This is a genomic window from Lentibacillus kapialis, assembly GCF_014646635.1.
Taxonomy (GTDB): Bacteria; Bacillota; Bacilli; order Bacillales; family Amphibacillaceae; genus Lentibacillus; species Lentibacillus kapialis.
The window spans coordinates 1-17,719 of record NZ_BMNQ01000069.1 but is presented as its reverse complement, the minus strand read 5'-3'; the positions used below and the strand labels follow the sequence as shown (position 1 = coordinate 17,719).

The following is a 17,719-nucleotide window of genomic DNA, read 5'->3' as shown; positions in this document are numbered from 1 at the left end:
CACAGGTCTGGCAGCAACAGCGGAGAGGACACACCTGTTCCCATGCCGAACACAGAAGTTAAGCTCTCCAGCGCCGATGGTAGTTGGGGTTTAACCCCTGCAAGAGTAGGACGCCGCCAGGCATGAATATAAAAAGGCTATTCCCATTTGTGGAATAGCCTTTTTATATGTTTTATTAAGAGCTGTTATTTTGAATACACATCTCATTGTCGCTAAAATTCCTCATGTAATAATACGCTAAGGTTTAGCTAGCCCTAAAGGGGGATCTTTCCAGCTAAGGTATAAATGTCGCCCGAGAGAGAAAATATCACCCTGAGAAAGAAAACATCGCCCCTGAGGGAGAAAATACCATTCCGGGGGTTTCTGTAAAAGAGCAGAAGCGCACCTTTGTAAAGTGCGCCTCTTTATGATTTTAACTCATTTGATTTGGTCCCTGGTTCATTTGATTTCCTCCACTCATTTGGGAAACAAATGGAACCATTTGTTGCATTGTCTGCCCCAAGTTGCGGTTGTTTTTTGTCATACTGTAGTAAGTTGCTGCACCAACACCAACGGAAGCAATCAGCGGCAACCACATGCTGTTGTTTTGCATGAACCTCAATCTCCTTTCTGCCTTAATTCGGACATTTTTAGCTTACTGCAAAGACAGAGAAAACATGTGAGGTATCAAATACCAGTTTCAAGAACGGCTTCACGGGCAGCATTCATCCCTGCAAGCCTTCCGGTAACCAGAGCTGAGGTTATATTATAACCGCCGGTATATCCATGAATATCCAATATTTCTCCACAAAAATACAGTCCGTGCATGCGTTTTGATTGCATCGTTTTCGGGACGATTTCTTTAATGGAGATACCCCCACCGGTGACGAAAGCTTTTTTTAGGGGGAGCGAGCCATTAATGGTAAATTGAAAGTGCTTTAGGTTATGAACAAATAGGCGGATGGATTCCTTTGAAACAGTAGCTGCGTTTTGTTCCACGTCCAATTTGTGTGCTGTTAGCATGTATTCCAGAAGTCTTTCAGGTACAATGCCTTTAATAATATTTTTGATGGATTTTCTGGGGTTTTTCTCCATTGACTTTAAAATGGACTGCACTAGACTGTCTTCATACTCATTCGGGAGCACATCAAGTAGCATAGGAATTTCTTCGCGTCCTTTCAGCAATTCTTTTACAGCGAACTGTGAGCAACGTAAAACCACCGGTCCTGAGATGCCAAAATGCGTAAAAATCATGTCCATTTGATGTGTGATGATGGGCTTGTTCTTTTTGTTTAAAACCGACAGTGAAACATTCCGTAACGATAATCCCTGTAAACTTTTATTATGAATAAAGGTTTCACCCGACGTAAGCGCAACTTCAGTCGGGTATAATTCCGTGATGGTATGGCCGGCTTTTTTAGCCCAGCTATAGCCATCGCCGGTAGACCCGGTATGGGGAACTGCTTTGCCTCCAACTGCAATGACAAGCGAATTCGTAATGACTTTTGAATCATCTTCCAAGATAATGGTATGTACATTGTCATCATAGTGAACCGTTTTTACAGGGGTCTTCATCCGGACTTCCACGCCGAGCTCGGCTAGTTTATTGATTAAGGCATTCACCACTGTTTTGGCGGAATTAGTTACTGGAAACATGCGTCCATGGTCTTCTTCTTTTAAACCGACACCCATGCCTTCAAAAAAATCAATTATATCGTAGTTATTAAAAACGGAGAAGGGACTGTATAAAAATTTCCCATTTCCAGGGATATGTTTAATTACTTCTTCTTCAGGGAGGCGATTGGTCACATTGCATCGTCCACCGCCGGAGATGGCAAGTTTCGTTCCCAGTTTTCTGCCTTTTTCCAGAAGTATTGTATTGGCACCATTTTCAGCAGCGGCGATGGCTGCCATCAGACCAGATGGTCCACCACCAATTATAACGACATCATACGACATGTCTCTTCATTCCTTTCGTTCGTAGCATACCACGCTTTGACATAACTCAAAAATAAAAGATGTTCATTCTCATTATAAAATGTGAGGTGCTTGGTTGTGATCTGTGGTAAAATGGAATTTAAGTTTAATGTAAACGCGGGTGAAATAATGTCGAATATTGTCAGAGGCACCATGCTGCTTACGGGTGCCACATTTTTATCAAAATTTCTTGGGATGATTTATGTGATCCCGTTTAATGGATTGGTTGGCGAAACAGGGGTAACGCTATTTTCCCTGGCTTATACGCCGTATAGTATTTTAATCAGTATTTCTACAATTGGCGTACCATTGGCGGTTTCGAAGTTTGTTTCCAAGTATAATGCGCTAAATGATTATGAAACCGGAATGCGAATGTTTAAAGCGGGAATCATGCTTATGGCTATTACAGGATTCCTTGCTTTTTTAGCGTTATTTTTCAGTGCTGACCTGTTGGCCGGTTATATGATAACTAACGAGGAAAAAGGTGAAATTGCACCAACTGATGTCACAATGGTTATCCGCATGGTGAGTTTTGCATTGTTGATTATACCGTCTATGAGCATTATCCGGGGTTTTTTTCAGGGATATCAGTCAATGGGTCCTACTGCCGTTTCACAGGTGGTCGAACAAATCATACGAATCGGTTTTATACTGCTCAGTGCTTTTATCGTGATAAAGGTTGTTGGAGGATCAATTGTCACAGCGGTCGGATTTGCTACATTTGCTGCTTTTTTAGGGGCCTTTGCGTCATTGCTGGTATTGCTTGTTTATTGGCGTAAACGAAAACGAAACATTTACAAACAACTGCAGCAGCAAACACATACGCATGATATACCGACAAAAGAATTATTTTCCGAATTATTCCGCTACGCCGGCCCGTTTGTCTTGGTTGGTATTGCCGTTCCGCTGTATCAACTTGTGGATCAGTTTACGCTTGAACGAGCGATGACGGCGATTAATCAAAAAGAATTATTTGATACTGCGTATGCTGCGATTAATTTTAATGGACATAAATTAGTAATTATTCCGGTAACCATTGCAACGGGAATGTCACTGGCTATCATACCGGCCATGACGAAAACATATACGCATCAAAATCGCTCAATGCTATATCAACAGATTAATCAAGCGCTACAGATCGTCCTGGTTCTAGTTGTACCAGCGGCCGTAGGTTTGTCTACACTTTCCGATGAAGCATATGGAGCACTTTTTGGCGGCATGGAAAAACTTGAAACCACCGGAACACTGCTTGGCTGGTATGCGCCGGTTGGATTATTTTTTGCGCTGTTCACAGTATCTGCTTCCATTTTGCAGGGTATTGAACAACAACGGTTTGCTGTCATCAGTTTATCTGCCGGTGTGCTAATTAAGGTGTTATTTAATATTCAATTAATTTATACATTTGGCCCCAAAGGAATTATTTTTGGCACTGCGCTGGCGGCCGGAACAGCTGTTGCACTGAACTTATGGCGAATTCAAGCATCCATTGGTTTTTCGTTCAGACAAACGTTTAAACGCTTCCTGCTTATATGTATTTTCTCCCTATTGATGATACTCGTCATTTTAATAGCAAAAGCCATATTTGCAACATTTCTGGATTATGAGACGTCGCGCGGTGCAGCCGTTCTTATGCTGATTATCGGTGTCGGCCTGGGTGGCGGTGTCTATCTATGGTTCAGTTATGAATCAACGTTGCTCGAACGTGTATTAGGCGACCGCGTAAGAGTTTTGGACCGACTATTTCGGAAGTAATGGAGGATATTAATGCGTCTGGATAAATTGCTGGCTAATAAAGGATTCGGGAGTAGAAAAGATGTTAAAGCCTTGATTAAGAAAAAGAGAGTAATTGTTAATGACCAATTCGTAAAAGACAGCAGCTCCCAAGTTAATCCTGAGAAAGATACGATAAAAGTGAATAACGCGATGGTACATTATCAGGAATATATTTATGTCATGCTTAATAAGCCATCAGGGTACGTTTCAGCAACAGCTGACAACCGTGATAAGACGGTGATTGATTTATTGCCGACTTCTTATCAATTGTTTAATCCATTTCCTGTCGGGCGGCTTGATAAAGATACAGAAGGCTTACTGCTAATTACGAATGATGGAAAACTGGGCCATCATCTGACATCGCCAAAAAAGGCAGTTGAGAAAACATATTTTGCTGAAATCAGGGGAAACGTTAGTGGTAGAGATATTGAGATATTCCGGAACGGTGTGCCACTGGATAATGGGTATACCGCCAAACCGGCATTATTAAATATCCTACGTTCCGGTCCTATGTCGCTTGTTCATGTAACGATAACAGAAGGGAAATTTCATCAGGTTAAACGGATGTTTGAGTCAGTCGGGAAAAAAGTCGAATATTTGAGGCGTATTCAGATGGGGGATTTGCAACTTGATGATGGCCTTGAGGTAGGGGACTGCCGTGAATTGAACGAGTTTGAAGTTGAGAATTTAAACCAAAAAAAGAGCTGACATATAGGTGTCAGCTGCCATTCCCAGTATTTCAGGAGATGTTGACAGGTTTGGCTGTAATTTTCCATTTGCCCCGTACAGGGCTTTTTACCAACCCATTATGTGTTAGAATGTTTAAATCGCGTTGTACAGTACGGTCAGTTGTTCCAAATTCATCGGCAATTTCCTTGGTTGTGACTGTCCCTTTTTCTCTTATGTAAAGGTAGACAGCTTTCACTCTTGTCAGCATGCGTGATGTTGCATGATTCAAAAAATCACTCCCTGAGGAAAATCATTATGTTTGGTGCAACTATCTCTGACTTTAACCCAATTTTAACGCTATTTAGGTTCGAATAAAAGTGAAGATTTCAATTTAGTGTGAAATCAGACAACTTTTAATAAAGTATACGGTGGAATAAATACAAAAATGAGGGATACATATGAATTTTCCGCATTATTTTATCGCGATTCCATTGCCGGATTCCCATAAACAACTTTATGCAGCGTGGCAGCAGAAATTAAAAAATAAGTTATGTTACAAACAATGGCCTCATCCGGAAGATTTGCATATCACACTGACATTTCTTGGGGCTGTCGATGAAACTAAACTGGAGGCGTTAACACAGATTATGCACGACATTGAAAACATACCCGCTTTTTCGTTGGAGACCGGAAAGCTTGGCACATTCGGCAACCCGAAAAAGCCACGCGTTTTATGGGCGGACGTTGAAAGAAAACGCGAATTAGTCCGCTTACAGGAATATGTTGAAGATATCGCATTACGGGTTGGGTTTCAGCCTGAAAAAAGAGCCTATAATCCGCATATAACGTTGGCCAAAAAGTGTTCAGGAGGTAATGAAAATTTTTCTGATCTAAAAGAGCATTACACAGGACAGTATCGTTTTAATGTGAAACAGGTTGTTATCTACCGGATTCATCCTGAAAAAAATCCTAAATACCATGTTACGGCTATATATAATTTGGCAGCATAGACAATTTAAAACCCGTAAGTTACTTCATGGAATCCATTACAAAGGACGGGAATAAAAGTTTCGGTTGAAAACATCGTGAATATCCGATAATCTATTCTCATGTCTATTTATATAACGTGACAACGTATAAACTAAACTATGGATGACCTTATAAGCAAAACGTCGGCACCCGCTATGAGACAAGGGGTTTTTCTAAATGCAGCTTTTTGGTACGAATTTTATCACGATTTGAGGTATTTACAGTGAATTGGCTTAAACAAGCAGTAGGGAAAGAATGGGATATCACCCCTGCAGGTGGATTGACTGGTGATGCGTATATTGCCAGTAAAGATGACAGGCGCCTGTTTTTGAAGCGGAATTCTTCGCCGTTTTTGGCAGTCTTGTCCGCAGAGGGGATCGTTCCTAAACTCGTATTTACAAAACGAATGGAAAATGGTGATGTCGTAACTGCTCAAGAATGGCTTGATGGTCGTGAATTGAAAGCAGAAGAAATGCAGCATCACCGGGTGACCGATTTGCTTCGTAAAATACACGGATCGTCTGAACTTCTTCATATGCTGATGCGACTGGGCAAAAAACCTGTCACACCGGGGAGACGTTTTGCGGACATCACGGCTCAGCTTGAAGCAAATGGTCTTCTGAATGCGTTCACTGAGGTACAGAATACAATGGACCACCTGGATTATTTGCTGCCGGCTACGCATAATCAACAGCAAGGTGTGTGCCATTGCGATTTGAATCATAACAATATAATAATAACCACAAAGGGTCAGCTTTATCTGGTTGATTGGGATAATGCCATGATTGCTGACCCGGCAATGGATTTTGGTTTTATCCTGAAATGGTATGTACCTGCGGAAGAATGGGATAGATGGCTCAATCAGTACGGTGCTGCAAAGGATAACTACTTATTTGAACGGATGTACTGGTATCTGATGATAGACGCTCTTGACTATTTATCATGGCACCATGAACGGAATGAACCGGACAAAGTCCAAAACCGAATAGCTGATTTGCACAATTTAAACCAATATGTTCAAAATGCTATTCTGCGTTAGTTTGCTGAATAGCATTTACCCATGCTTCGATATTTGATTGGTTTGACAAGATATGTTCTTCGTCATTGTGGGCAATTTCGCCTTGACGTCCGTAATTGTAAATTTCAGGCAGCAACTGCAGTAATTGATCATCTGAAATGCTGTTGTTGGCCATCATGGCCTGAACAAGGCGTTTGATTTGTTGGTACTCGGAAATCTCTCCGCAACAATCCTCCGTCTGTTCTGTTAAGATATCATGTAGTAATTGCAATTGATTGTGCGTCGTCAATGTCATTAAAATCACCTCAATTAACAGTTTTGACCAATGTCATCAATTCTATGCTTATAAAAGAAAGTCAAAAATCCGATAAAAAGATACACAACGTAAGTTTTTATGCTAATCGCGGTGATGCAAACCTCCAGTCTTTGTGCCTATTATTGAACGCGAAATCTTGAAAGGAGAATTAAAAGCAATTATGCGACAACGCCATAAACCATGGGCAGATGATTTTCTAAAAGATAATACACACTTGATTGTTCCGGATGCAAAATCGAAAAGAGGAAAATGGAGAAATATGTTTGGGAATAACAAGCCGATTTATGTTGAAATCGGAACGGGAAAAGGTCAGTTTATTACAGGAATGGCTGGGCAACACCCGGATATTAATTTCATTGGGATTGAACTTGCCAAAAGCATTATTGTAATGGCTGGCAGTAAAGTGAAGGATGCGAAACGGGATAATGTCTTGCTTCTACATGAGGATGCTGCTGATTTGAACGAATTATTTGCTGAAAATGAAATTTCACTTATCTACTTAAATTTTTCGGATCCTTGGCCAAAGAAACGTCATGCCAAAAGACGCCTCACGTTCCACACATTTCTCAGTCAGTATCAGCACATTTTACAGCCTGAAGGGGAAATCGTGCTCAAAACTGATAATCAGGGGTTGTTTGAGTATTCACTAGTCAGTTTATCCCAATTCGGTCTCGAACTCACAGAAGTGAAGCTGGATCTTCACGGTGCAGAGGATTCTGAAAATATCATGACCGAATATGAAGAAAAATTTTCAGCCAAAGGTCAGCAAATTTACCGCTGCCGGGCGCAATTTTCTTAGAATCCTGTTGCACGGGGTTCTCTTTTATAACGTCAGAAGGTATGAATCATGGATGTGTGCGAGCGTTTACATGACTATCAACATGCGCTAAACTAAATATATAGGCGAAGGAGGATATATAATGGAAACATTGCAGATTGGACGAGCGAAACTGACATGGTTGAACGGCGGTGTGAATTTTCTTGATGGTGGTGCCATGTTTGGAGTTGTTCCGAAACCTTTATGGGGAAAGAAGTATCCATATAATGACAAAAACCAGATTGAATTACGGACGGATCCGATTTTATTGCAAATTGACGGGAAAAACTATTTAATTGAATCCGGAATGGGAAATGGGAAATTGACTGATAAACAGATCCGAAACTTTGGTGTAAAAGAAGAATCGTCAATAGATAAGTCGTTATCTGAACTGGGAATCACAACGGATGATATTGATGTTATCCTGATGACACACTTGCACTTTGACCATGCCTGTGGATTGACAAAATCGGCAGACAGCACGTATGAATCTGTTTTTAAAAATGCGCTGATTTACGTATCTCAAGTGGAGTGGAATGAAATGCGTAATCCCAACATTCGCTCAGCAAATACATATTGGGAAGTGAACTGGAAGCCTATTCAGGAACAGGTGGAAACATTTGAAGATGAGATTACCATAACAGATGGACTAAAGATGGTCCACACCGGGGGCCATAGTGACGGACATTCTATCTTGTTGTTTCAAGACGGTGATAATACATGGATTCATATGGCGGATATCATGCCAACACACGCCCACCAAAATAAGTTATGGGCACTGGCTTATGACGACTATCCGGTCACCTCTGTCCACGAGAAGGAAAAATGGATGAATTACGGGTATCAGCACCGAGCCTGGTATACGTTTTATCATGATGCCTATTATCGCGCGATTAAATTTGATGAGTCCGGTGGCCGGATCGATGAAGTTGAACGGAAAAGGTACGAATATGAATAAAAGCCATCTGCAATAGATGGCTTTTTACTGATATTGGCTCTATGCTGTTTCGACTGAATCGATCACGGCACCTGTGTCAACATCGATGTGAAATTCGTATTGCTTGTTCTCGCCATCAATGCTTCGTGTAACACCACCACGATATGCATTGTAAAACAGGCCGTTTTTTTCCACTTCTTCTGGTTTCATGTAAATCCAGGAACCACTGATCGGGCCTTGTTTTTTGAATGTTTCTTTTGCTTTCTTTAATGCTTTCTCAGGTGTGATTTTCTGATAACGATCGAGCTGTTGTTTGACTACAAATCCTGCCGCAATACCTGCTCCTGCGGCAATAACTGCATTTCTAGCTTTCATATTTGGTCACCTCTGAAATAATTATTGAACACTTTCTATCCTGATGTTCAAAAAGGTGCATAAAGAGTGGAATTTGTCTTTTTAATCCATCTTTTTGAACACATACTTCTATAGTTTTCATTATAACGGAAACAACCCAAAATAAAAACCATAACACAGTTGTTTGGTGGAAAGCTCCATATTATTTCCGTTATACTTAAATGAGTACATATTTGATATGGAGGGAATACATATGAATAAAGAAACGATGGATTTATTTAAAAATTTGACGGAACTGCAAGGAGCTCCGGGCAACGAACATGCGATACGGAAGTTCATGCGCGGTGAACTAGAGAAGTATTCTGATGATATAATCCAAGATAATCTGGGCGGCGTTTTTGGTGTTAAAAATGGAGATGGACCGCGTGTGATGGTTGCTGGTCATATGGATGAAGTTGGTTTTATGGTCACTCAAATCACTCAAAATGGCATGATCCGTTTCCAAACGTTGGGTGGCTGGTGGAGCCAGGTTCTGTTGGCACAGCGTGTACAGGTTATGACCAATAGTGGCCCGGTCATCGGTGTGATTGGGTCAACGCCGCCGCATAATTTATCACAGGAACAGCGTAAAAAGCCGATGGATACCAAAGACATGCTGATTGATATTGGTGCCGATGATAGAGAAGATGCTGAAAAAATCGGCATTAAACCAGGACAGGCGATTGTTCCGGTTTGTCCGTTCACCCCAATGGCCAATGAGAAAAAGATTCTTGCCAAAGCATGGGATAATCGTTATGGTTGTGGTCTTTCGATCGAATTATTGAAAGAACTGCAGAATGAAACAATGCCAAATCAGCTTTACTCAGGGGCAACTGTCCAGGAAGAAGTAGGGCTCAGGGGTGCCAAAGTGGCATCCAATATGATTCAGCCTGATGTCTTCTATGCACTTGATGCCTCACCGGCCAACGACATGTCGGGCAATGAACAAGAGTTTGGTCAATTGGGTAAGGGAGCCTTATTGCGTATTTTTGACAAAACAATGATTACACATCACGGTATGCGTGAATTTATTCTGGATACTGCGGAAACCAACAATATCCCATATCAGTTTTTTGTGTCACAGGGCGGGACAGACGCCGGCAGTGTCCACTTATCCAATGACGGTGTACCATCTGCTGTTGTAGGCATTTGTTCGCGTTATATCCATACGTCGTCATCAATCATTCACGTTGAAGACTATCAAGCTGCAAAAGCATTACTGATAAAACTGGTCAAATCAACCAACCAGACGACAGTTGATTCAATTAAATCGGAATGATGGTTTCCTATGAAAATTTCGATAGGATCAAAAAATCCATCTAAAATTGGTGCTGTAAAGAGTATATTTGCTTGTGATGAGGTCATTTCAATGAATGTGCCTTCCCAGGTGAGTAACCAGCCATTTTCTGATAGTGAAACGAAAGAAGGCGCCATTCATAGAGCAACCGGGAGCCTGACAGCAAGTTCATCAGATATCGGTATCGGTTTGGAAGGCGGAGTCATGAATGTTGATGATAAGCTGTATTTATGTAACTGGGGAGCTCTTGTTACAAGGGATGACATTATTTTTACCGGCAGTGGAGCGAGAGTTTTGCTGCCGGAAAAGATCGGCGCTGAATTGCAAAAGGGTATTGAACTTGGAGATGTTATGGATGACTATGCGCATAAAAAGCATATCCGGAAGAAAGAAGGTGCTATAGGCATTCTTACCAACAACCAGGTTTCTCGAAAGGAAATGTTTATCCATGTCGTCAAGCTGTTGTACGGGCAGTGGGAATATTGGAAGCAAAACTAGAGCAGCGGTTTTAAAGCCGCCGCTCTGATATATGCTACTGTAGCACTTCTTTCTGTTATTCATAAATATAGCTGAGCACATCAAGTGCCTGGTCAACGGTTTCGACTGTTACGTTAGCTTTGTTGGAAAGCTCTTTCAACGGATGAATCAGTGATTCGGGTCGTACGAGGATTGTCGGCTTGTTCGTAGCAATGGCAGCACTGGCATCCATCGTCGTGTTCCATTGTTTATATTTTTCACCGAACAGTGCAACGACAACATCCGATTTTTGCATGAGCGCCTCTGTACGTAAATTGTTAATGCTTGAGGCAGCATCGTCTTTATACACATTTCCGGGCTGCTTGCCAAGGATGTCTTCCCCCACGTTATCCGAGCGGTCGTGGTTTGTTTGTGGTCCCACAAACGTGAGCGGAAGATCTTTCTCTTTAGCTTTTGATTTCAGGTTTTCACGCCAATCATCATGAATCTGTCCTGCGAGATAAACCGTCAGTTCCATTAAAAACGCCTCCTATCTTTGTATTCTAATTCCATATTACCCGTTTTGAAAAACAACGCAAACGAAAAAGTCTGAATAAAGTCGATCCCCTTGTCAAAACATCATTTTGATTGAACCAATACTTAATCGAGTATATGATAGTCATTAGCAATGGAGGTCGATTTGTGATGAAAATAATTGAGACTGAAAAACAATTGAATGACTTAATACAAAATGAAAACGTGGTCGCAGTATTTTCTGCTGACTGGTGTCCGGACTGCCGCGTTATCGAACCGGTGCTTCCGGAAATAGAAGAAGCCTATCGTAACTTTACGTTTGTCGAAGTAGACCGTGATCAGTTCATCGATGTTTGTCAGGAATATGATGTGTTTGGTATTCCAAGTTTCATCGCATTCACAAATGGAAAAGAGGCCGGCAGATTTGTCAGTAAAGACCGGAAAACTAAGGAAGAAATTATGGCATTCATAGACGGCCTTGACTGATAGAAAGGGAGACTCAAACAATGAAAATGACCAGTTTAAACATGAAAAATATACTGCAGGAAAGATTATCAAGCGATGATTACAAGACATCCTATAATCGGGATAAAGATACGCTTCGAATCGAATGGAAAGATACGAAGCAAGGGATGACCATTACGTTGCCGAATGTCGTCTCAAAATACAATGAGCGCGGTGAAGAAGCAATCGACGACCTTAAGGACCATGTACAGGAAGCAATGCGGATTATGCATGAAGACCATCACCTCTCAGGAATGGAAAAAAGTATTTTTCCAGTTATTCGGTCCACATCATTTACAACCGAAACAAAGGGCGGCAAGAAACTGATTCATAAAGAACACACGGCAGAGACGCGTGTGTATTATGCTTTGGACTTAGGCAAGTCCTATCAGTTAATCGATGAATCAATGCTTGAAGAAGAAGGCTGGACCCGGGATCGTATTGATGAAATAGCCACTTTTAACGTTCGATCGCTGGAAAATGAATATAAAAAAGATACGGTAGCCGGCAATGATTTTTATTTTGTCGCGACACAGGATGGCTACGATGCGAGCCGGATTCTGAATGAAGCATTCCTGGAAGAGATGCTTGTAAACGCTAAAGGTGAACTTGCGGTGGCGGTGCCTCATCAGGATGTCCTGATTTTTGCCGATATTCAAAATAAAGCAGGCTATGATATCCTGGCGCAAATGACTATGAAGTTTTTTGCTGAAGGGCGTATTCCGATTACATCACTGTCCTTCATTTATGAAGATAAAACCCTTGAACCGGTCTTTATTCTCGCAAAAAATCGTCCGGAAAAGAAAAATGGAAAGGACTGAATGTCATGGAAGTATTTTATAATCAAAAAGGTATAGGTGATGTCCTCATTGTCCCATTAGAAGGTGGCGATCGTCATAACCTCTCTTATGAAAACTTTGGTGATATTACAAGGATAACAAACAAACATGGCACGATTACCGGCTTCAATATTTTTAAAGCATCTGCCTATTTTGATTTAACTGAAAACGGAAAAATAAGTATGACGGGAACTATGTTGGAGCAAATGAAAAAGGCCTTCAGCCAGAACAACCTGGGTGATCCGCTAGATTTCGATTTAAGTCCAAAGTTTGTTGTCGGTTATGTCAGGGAAAAATCATCTCATACAAATGCTGATAAATTAAGTGTCTGTCAGGTTGACATAGGTGACGAGCGGCTACAGATTGTCTGCGGTGCGCCTAATGTTGACACGGGCCAAAATGTGGTGGTTGCGAAAGTTGGAGCAGTCATGCCAAGCGGATTAAAAATAAAACCGACAGAATTACGTGGAGTGTCATCGAATGGTATGATATGTTCGCAGAAAGAACTTGGTCTTGAAAATGCGCCTGAAGAAAAAGGCATTTATGTACTCGATAGTTCGTACACGGCAGGTGAAACGTTTGATGTTTAGAACAAAAACAACCTGAGTCCATAGACAAAGGTTGTTTTTTAATGGTTTAAGTGCGTGTTCAAAAAGGAGGATAAAAAGGACCAAGAAGTTCGAGGCGGCGCAGTTTCGAGCAGCGGAAGGGTATGCTTTTAGATACATGAGCACAAGTAATGCTACCCTGAATCCGCTTCGCACGCAGGAAAAGTGTTTTTCTTTTCCAAGGACCGGAGAAACAAGCCAACGAAGAAATTCGAAGTGTCATTTTTACCGGACTTTTTGAACAACCTCTTTAAGTTGATTGCTTGTGTTGCCTGTCGGGAAAACAGTAATCACATAAGCTGCTTCTGCGATCAAAGTGTACGAACAGGTCAAATGGCGCATTACATTTTCGCCATAAAACTGCTAAAATAATAGTAATGGTAATTATGAAGAAATGAGTGAATACATATGTGGGATCGATGGAAAAAGAAAATTAGCAATTTTTTCTTTGAGGAGAAAGAAGAAAGCAATGATTCACTGCCGGAAAAACCTGTTCATAACAGACAGGATATTCACACGAGAATGACGTATCAATATCCAGCAGAGCGGCGTTTTCGTTTTCCTGTCATCCCGGATCAACCAAAACGGAATGATCAATCTGATGTACCGGCATTTCAACGGAAAAGACCACGTGACAGACAACATTTACATGGTAAGCAGCATTCAAATGACAAAGAGCAATCTGAACCTGAATATGAATCATATGATTATGAAACAGAGGAAAACGAAAAAACTTATAAAAAAGAATCAAATGAACCATTTATGCCAACTGAAGTGCCATCACCGATTTATGGTTTTCATGACCGATATACAAAAGAGGGTTTAGAGGATGTACCGACATTTCAGCGCAATCGGGATATTGAGACGGATGTGAATTCGGTTTTTCAACAATTAAAGGAAGAGGAGCGCGAAATGGACCGGGTTTTCCGGCAAAAACAAGACTCTGATCATACCCGGACTCCGGCAAACCGAAACAGACAGCATGAAAATGATCGCGACCTGAATGAGATGTTTCAGGAAGAAAAATACTATAGCGATGACTCAGAGGATACGTCGTCTCAGCCAACAAAGCAAAGTGTAAATGATGCATCGGATTCTGTCTATCAACAAACGCAGAACAAGGATTGCCAAAAGGAGACACTAAATCAGTTTGAACAAAATGGGGTGAAGCAGTCAAAAGCTGATGAAAGATCCGGCACAAATGACACCGAAGATGCGGTTGAAATAAAGCAGAATTTTGATGAAACCAACAAATCCAATACGAATAATATGAAAAAACCTGTTCAGCGTGAACAACGAAGCAGACGTGAACGCAAGCAACGTCATCACAATAATGAGTCGAAAACACCTCCGTTTAACGTGCTGATGTCAGCTAATGATAAACGGAATCTTCATGAGAACCGGAAGCCGGCGCAAAAGCCGGCTCCCGGACAGGAGTCCGACCGAAACAAAAGTGTGCCTTATCATTTGTTAGATGATCCAGTACAAAAAACGAAGCAGGATCATCTATGGATGAAAAATCAGCAACAGCTTCTGGAAAAAACGCTCAAATATTTTAATGTACGTGCAAAGGTGGTTAACACAACTCAGGGGCCCTCTGTCACACGGTTTGAAGTACAGCCTGAACTTGGAGTGAAAGTGAGCAAAATCCGGAATCTAAGTGATGATCTTAAATTAAATATGGCTGCTAAAGATATTCGGATTGAAGCACCTATTCCAGGAAAAAACACAGTAGGTATCGAAATTCCGAATCAGGAAGCTCAAACAGTGACACTGCAGGAAATTTTTGAGAAGGACAGCTTTCAAAAAAGCGCATCACCCTTAACAATTGGTCTGGGTCTGAATATCGAGGGGGACCCAGTGGTGACAAATATCCAGAAAATGCCACACGGTTTAATTGCAGGGGCGACAGGCTCCGGCAAAAGTGTTTGCATTAATACGATATTAATCAGTCTATTGTATAAAGCTAATTACGAAGAGGTCAAATTCATGCTGATTGACCCTAAAATGGTGGAGTTGGCACCATTTAATGGTATTCCGAACCTCATCTCACCAGTGATTACTGATGTCAAAGCGGCGACTGCTGCACTGAAATGGGCTGTAAGGGAAATGGAAGAACGCTATGACTCATTCGTCCGCGAAGGTGTGAGAGATATTGAACGGTTCAATCAAAAGATGGTTAAAGAAGGACGCACAGACGATAAGATGCCTTTCATCGTCATTGTTATTGATGAGCTGGCTGACTTGATGATGGTTGCACCGCAGGATGTTGAGGATTCAATCAGCCGTATTGCCCAAAAAGCGCGTGCATGTGGTATCCACCTGCTGCTTGCCACACAGCGGCCGTCTGTTGACGTCATTACTGGATTGATTAAAGCTAATATCCCAACCAGGATTGCTTTCAGTGTGTCCTCACAAGTTGATTCTAAAACGATATTAGATACAGGCGGGGCTGAAAAGCTTTTAGGAAAAGGGGATATGTTGTTTACAGGAAATGGTTCCGGAAAAAGTGTCCGTCTGCAAGGTGCGTTTGTATCTGATGATGAGATTGAACGCGTTACCGACTATGCGCGGTCAATCGCTGATCCCGTTTATGAATTTGAACAGGAGCATCTGCTTGCAGAAGCATCGAATGATGATCAAACGGATGATCTTTTAAATGATGCGATCCAGTTCGTAATCGAACATAATAGTGCAAGCACTTCTCTACTACAGCGTCATTTCAAAGTTGGTTATAATCGCGCGGCACGGTTGATGGATGCGATGGAAGCAAAAGGTATCATCGCCCAGCAAAATGGCAGTAAGCCGAGGGAAGTGCTCGTATCTGCTGTACAAACGGAAAATTAGAAGATTTGCATGGTTAATCCCTTATTTAATAATATAAGATTGGTATTCAAAAGCACCGGTATTGAAGGAAATATTTGAGGCGGTTTGCGACAAGAACATCAGTCACAACGAATGTATATAATGTGGTGAAGCGTCCCGAAGTATTTTACATTTTACACGCCGTTATAATCTGCTATAATGGCAAAATAATGGTGAATTTGATAATGAAAAAATATAAAGTTCAGATATAAACTTGGAGGTTCTTTTTTATGGCAACTTACCATTTTATTGGTATTAAGGGAACCGGGATGAGCGCACTGGCTCATATCCTTCATGACTCCGGTGAGAACGTACAGGGGTCTGATATTGAAAAACGTTTTTTTACACAAAAGTCATTAGAAGATAAAAATATTCCCATTTTCCCTTTTTCAGATACAAATATCAAAAAAGGTTTTACCGTTATTGCGGGGAACGCATTTCCTGATGATCATCCGGAAATAAAAGCGGCTCTTGATCAAGGGTTGACGTTTTATCGGTATCACGAATTTTTGGGAGAATGGCTGAAGCAGTTTACTAGTATAGCGGTAACCGGTGCACATGGAAAGACATCTACTACTGGTTTGCTGGCACATGTACTTGATCAATCCTACCCCATTTCCTATTTGATTGGAGACGGTACGGGTAAAGGGCATGTAGACAGCAAATACTTCGTTTTTGAGGCTTGTGAATATCGTCGTCACTTTTTGAGTTATGAACCCGATTATGCCATCATGACGAATGTTGACTTTGATCATCCGGATTATTTTACAAGTATCGATGATGTCTTTGATGCTTTCCAGTCAATGGCTGAACGGGTAAAAAAGGGTATTATTGCCTGTGGTGATGATGAACAATTGCAGCAGATTCAGGCAAAAGTGCCCGTTGTATATTACGGATTTTCCAGTACAAATGACTTTCAGGCTCAGAACGTAAGAGAAACAGAGCATGGCACTGAATTTGATGTATTTGTACGGAATACTTATTATGATACATTTGATATTCCAATGTATGGCGACCATAATGTTCTTAATGCCTTGTCTGTTATAGCAATTTGTCATTATGAGGATATTAAGGCGGATAATATGAAGGCTCTGAGCACTTTTGAAGGTGTGAAACGACGGTTTACTGAAAAGAAACTAGGAAGACAAGTGCTGGTTGATGACTATGCCCATCATCCAAGAGAGATAGCAGCAACCATTGAGTCAGCAAGAAAAAAATATCAGGATAAACCAATTACGGTGATATTCCAGCCGCATACATTCACACGCACTCGGACATTTCTGCAGGAATTTGCCGATAGCTTAAATCTCGCTGATCATATATATTTGTGTGATATATTTGGATCTGCCAGGGAAGAAAGCGGTAAGTTAACCATATATGACTTGCAGGAACTAATCGAGGGAAGTTCCATATTGGATTTATCCAATACTGGGGTGTTAATGGAACATCAGGACAATGTGTTGCTGTTCATGGGCGCCGGAGATATCCAAAAGTTTCAGGAATCCTATGAAAATCAGCTGCAATTTGTGAGCAGCCACCGTGTAAAAAAAGCATAGATATTGAAAGAGCCAACAAGGCTCTTTTTTTCTAAAAAGATCAGAAAGTATATAATTTTTAGCCCTATTGATACTTCGTCGAATATTGCCACGTCCGGCTCTAGCACTAATGCTGTAGCGTGACTCCTCGATAAGTCAATAGCGATTCGCTT

Annotated in this window: 19 protein-coding genes and 1 rRNA gene; 14 read left to right on the top strand and 6 right to left on the bottom strand. The window is 41.3% G+C overall.

Annotation, left to right across the window (positions count from 1 at the left end; translation table 11 throughout):
- The first annotated feature begins 6 nt into the window (after window positions 1–6).
- Window positions 7–122 (top strand): 5S ribosomal RNA (rrf, locus tag IEW67_RS16050).
- A gap of 290 nt (window positions 123–412) precedes the next feature.
- Here the strand turns inward: rrf and IEW67_RS16045 are convergent.
- Together IEW67_RS16045 and IEW67_RS16040 are read right to left on the bottom strand one after the other, a co-directional pair.
- Window positions 413–592 (bottom strand): hypothetical protein, encoded by a 180-nt coding sequence (locus IEW67_RS16045; protein ID WP_188634086.1) that lies wholly within the window; start codon window positions 590–592, stop codon window positions 413–415.
- Between the two features lie 74 nt (window positions 593–666).
- Window positions 667–1,938, bottom strand: coding sequence for a BaiN/RdsA family NAD(P)/FAD-dependent oxidoreductase (locus tag IEW67_RS16040; RefSeq protein WP_188634085.1), 1,272 nt, complete (start codon window positions 1,936–1,938; stop codon window positions 667–669).
- 147 nt (window positions 1,939–2,085) lie between these two features.
- Here IEW67_RS16040 and IEW67_RS16035 point away from each other — a divergent pair, with 147 nt between their 5' ends.
- Both IEW67_RS16035 and IEW67_RS16030 read left to right on the top strand, forming a co-directional pair.
- Window positions 2,086–3,708, top strand: a complete 1,623-nt coding sequence (locus IEW67_RS16035) for a putative polysaccharide biosynthesis protein (protein WP_188634084.1) — start codon at window positions 2,086–2,088, stop codon at window positions 3,706–3,708.
- A 12-nt stretch (window positions 3,709–3,720) separates the two neighbouring features.
- A complete protein-coding gene (locus tag IEW67_RS16030) occupies window positions 3,721–4,437 on the top strand; it encodes a pseudouridine synthase (protein WP_188634083.1) in 717 nt (238 codons plus the stop codon).
- A gap of 31 nt (window positions 4,438–4,468) precedes the next feature.
- Here the strand turns inward: IEW67_RS16030 and IEW67_RS16025 are convergent, their stop codons facing one another.
- The gene (locus tag IEW67_RS16025) at window positions 4,469–4,666 is read right to left on the bottom strand and encodes a DeoR family transcriptional regulator (protein ID WP_373288575.1); all 198 of its coding nucleotides are present in this window, start codon (window positions 4,664–4,666) and stop codon (window positions 4,469–4,471) included.
- A gap of 190 nt (window positions 4,667–4,856) precedes the next feature.
- Between IEW67_RS16025 and thpR the strand changes: the two genes are divergently transcribed.
- Both thpR and IEW67_RS16015 read left to right on the top strand, forming a co-directional pair.
- Window positions 4,857–5,408: an RNA 2',3'-cyclic phosphodiesterase gene (thpR, locus tag IEW67_RS16020; protein WP_188634081.1), complete on the top strand. Its 552-nt coding sequence runs from the start codon at window positions 4,857–4,859 to the stop codon at window positions 5,406–5,408.
- Window positions 5,409–5,650: 242 nt separating this feature from the next.
- The gene (locus IEW67_RS16015; protein ID WP_188634080.1) at window positions 5,651–6,466 is read left to right on the top strand and encodes a phosphotransferase family protein; all 816 of its coding nucleotides are present in this window, start codon (window positions 5,651–5,653) and stop codon (window positions 6,464–6,466) included.
- Here IEW67_RS16015 and IEW67_RS16010 read toward each other — a convergent pair.
- Window positions 6,453–6,740, bottom strand: coding sequence for a YtzH-like family protein (locus IEW67_RS16010; RefSeq protein ID WP_188634079.1), 288 nt, complete (start codon window positions 6,738–6,740; stop codon window positions 6,453–6,455). The two genes, IEW67_RS16015 and IEW67_RS16010, sit on opposite strands and share 14 nt — an antisense overlap.
- 181 nt (window positions 6,741–6,921) lie before the next feature.
- Here IEW67_RS16010 and trmB point away from each other — a divergent pair, with 181 nt between their 5' ends.
- Both trmB and IEW67_RS16000 read left to right on the top strand, forming a co-directional pair.
- On the top strand, window positions 6,922–7,560 hold the full coding sequence (trmB, locus tag IEW67_RS16005; protein WP_188634078.1) for a tRNA (guanosine(46)-N7)-methyltransferase TrmB: 639 nt from the start codon (window positions 6,922–6,924) through the stop codon (window positions 7,558–7,560).
- A 121-nt stretch (window positions 7,561–7,681) separates the two neighbouring features.
- Complete coding sequence (locus IEW67_RS16000) at window positions 7,682–8,536, top strand: YtnP family quorum-quenching lactonase (protein ID WP_188634077.1); 855 nt, start codon at window positions 7,682–7,684, stop codon at window positions 8,534–8,536.
- Between the two features lie 39 nt (window positions 8,537–8,575).
- On the opposite strand, the gene IEW67_RS15995 is transcribed toward IEW67_RS16000, so the two are convergent.
- On the bottom strand, window positions 8,576–8,890 hold the full coding sequence (locus IEW67_RS15995; protein ID WP_188634076.1) for a PepSY domain-containing protein: 315 nt from the start codon (window positions 8,888–8,890) through the stop codon (window positions 8,576–8,578).
- Window positions 8,891–9,122: 232 nt separating this feature from the next.
- Between IEW67_RS15995 and IEW67_RS15990 the strand changes: the two genes are divergently transcribed.
- Window positions 9,123–10,187: a M42 family metallopeptidase gene (locus tag IEW67_RS15990; RefSeq protein WP_188634075.1), complete on the top strand. Its 1,065-nt coding sequence runs from the start codon at window positions 9,123–9,125 to the stop codon at window positions 10,185–10,187.
- A 9-nt stretch (window positions 10,188–10,196) separates the two neighbouring features.
- Complete coding sequence (locus IEW67_RS15985; protein WP_188634074.1) at window positions 10,197–10,703, top strand: DUF84 family protein; 507 nt, start codon at window positions 10,197–10,199, stop codon at window positions 10,701–10,703.
- A gap of 55 nt (window positions 10,704–10,758) precedes the next feature.
- Here the strand turns inward: IEW67_RS15985 and IEW67_RS15980 are convergent, their stop codons facing one another.
- Window positions 10,759–11,199 carry a YtoQ family protein gene (locus tag IEW67_RS15980; RefSeq protein ID WP_188634073.1) on the bottom strand — a complete coding sequence of 147 codons (441 nt, stop codon included), beginning with the start codon at window positions 11,197–11,199 and terminating at the stop codon, window positions 10,759–10,761.
- A gap of 167 nt (window positions 11,200–11,366) precedes the next feature.
- Between IEW67_RS15980 and IEW67_RS15975 the strand changes: the two genes are divergently transcribed.
- From IEW67_RS15975 to murC, 5 genes are all read left to right on the top strand, one after another.
- Window positions 11,367–11,681, top strand: coding sequence for a thioredoxin family protein (locus tag IEW67_RS15975; protein WP_188634087.1), 315 nt, complete (start codon window positions 11,367–11,369; stop codon window positions 11,679–11,681).
- Between the two features lie 20 nt (window positions 11,682–11,701).
- Window positions 11,702–12,520: a DUF1444 domain-containing protein gene (locus IEW67_RS15970; protein ID WP_188634072.1), complete on the top strand. Its 819-nt coding sequence runs from the start codon at window positions 11,702–11,704 to the stop codon at window positions 12,518–12,520.
- Window positions 12,521–12,525: 5 nt separating this feature from the next.
- Window positions 12,526–13,128 carry a YtpR family tRNA-binding protein gene (gene ytpR / locus IEW67_RS15965; protein ID WP_188634071.1) on the top strand — a complete coding sequence of 201 codons (603 nt, stop codon included), beginning with the start codon at window positions 12,526–12,528 and terminating at the stop codon, window positions 13,126–13,128.
- A 426-nt stretch (window positions 13,129–13,554) separates the two neighbouring features.
- Window positions 13,555–15,993, top strand: coding sequence for a DNA translocase FtsK (locus IEW67_RS15960; RefSeq protein ID WP_188634070.1), 2,439 nt, complete (start codon window positions 13,555–13,557; stop codon window positions 15,991–15,993).
- A 248-nt stretch (window positions 15,994–16,241) separates the two neighbouring features.
- Window positions 16,242–17,567: a UDP-N-acetylmuramate--L-alanine ligase gene (gene murC / locus IEW67_RS15955; protein ID WP_188634069.1), complete on the top strand. Its 1,326-nt coding sequence runs from the start codon at window positions 16,242–16,244 to the stop codon at window positions 17,565–17,567.
- Window positions 17,568–17,719: the final 152 nt, after the last annotated feature.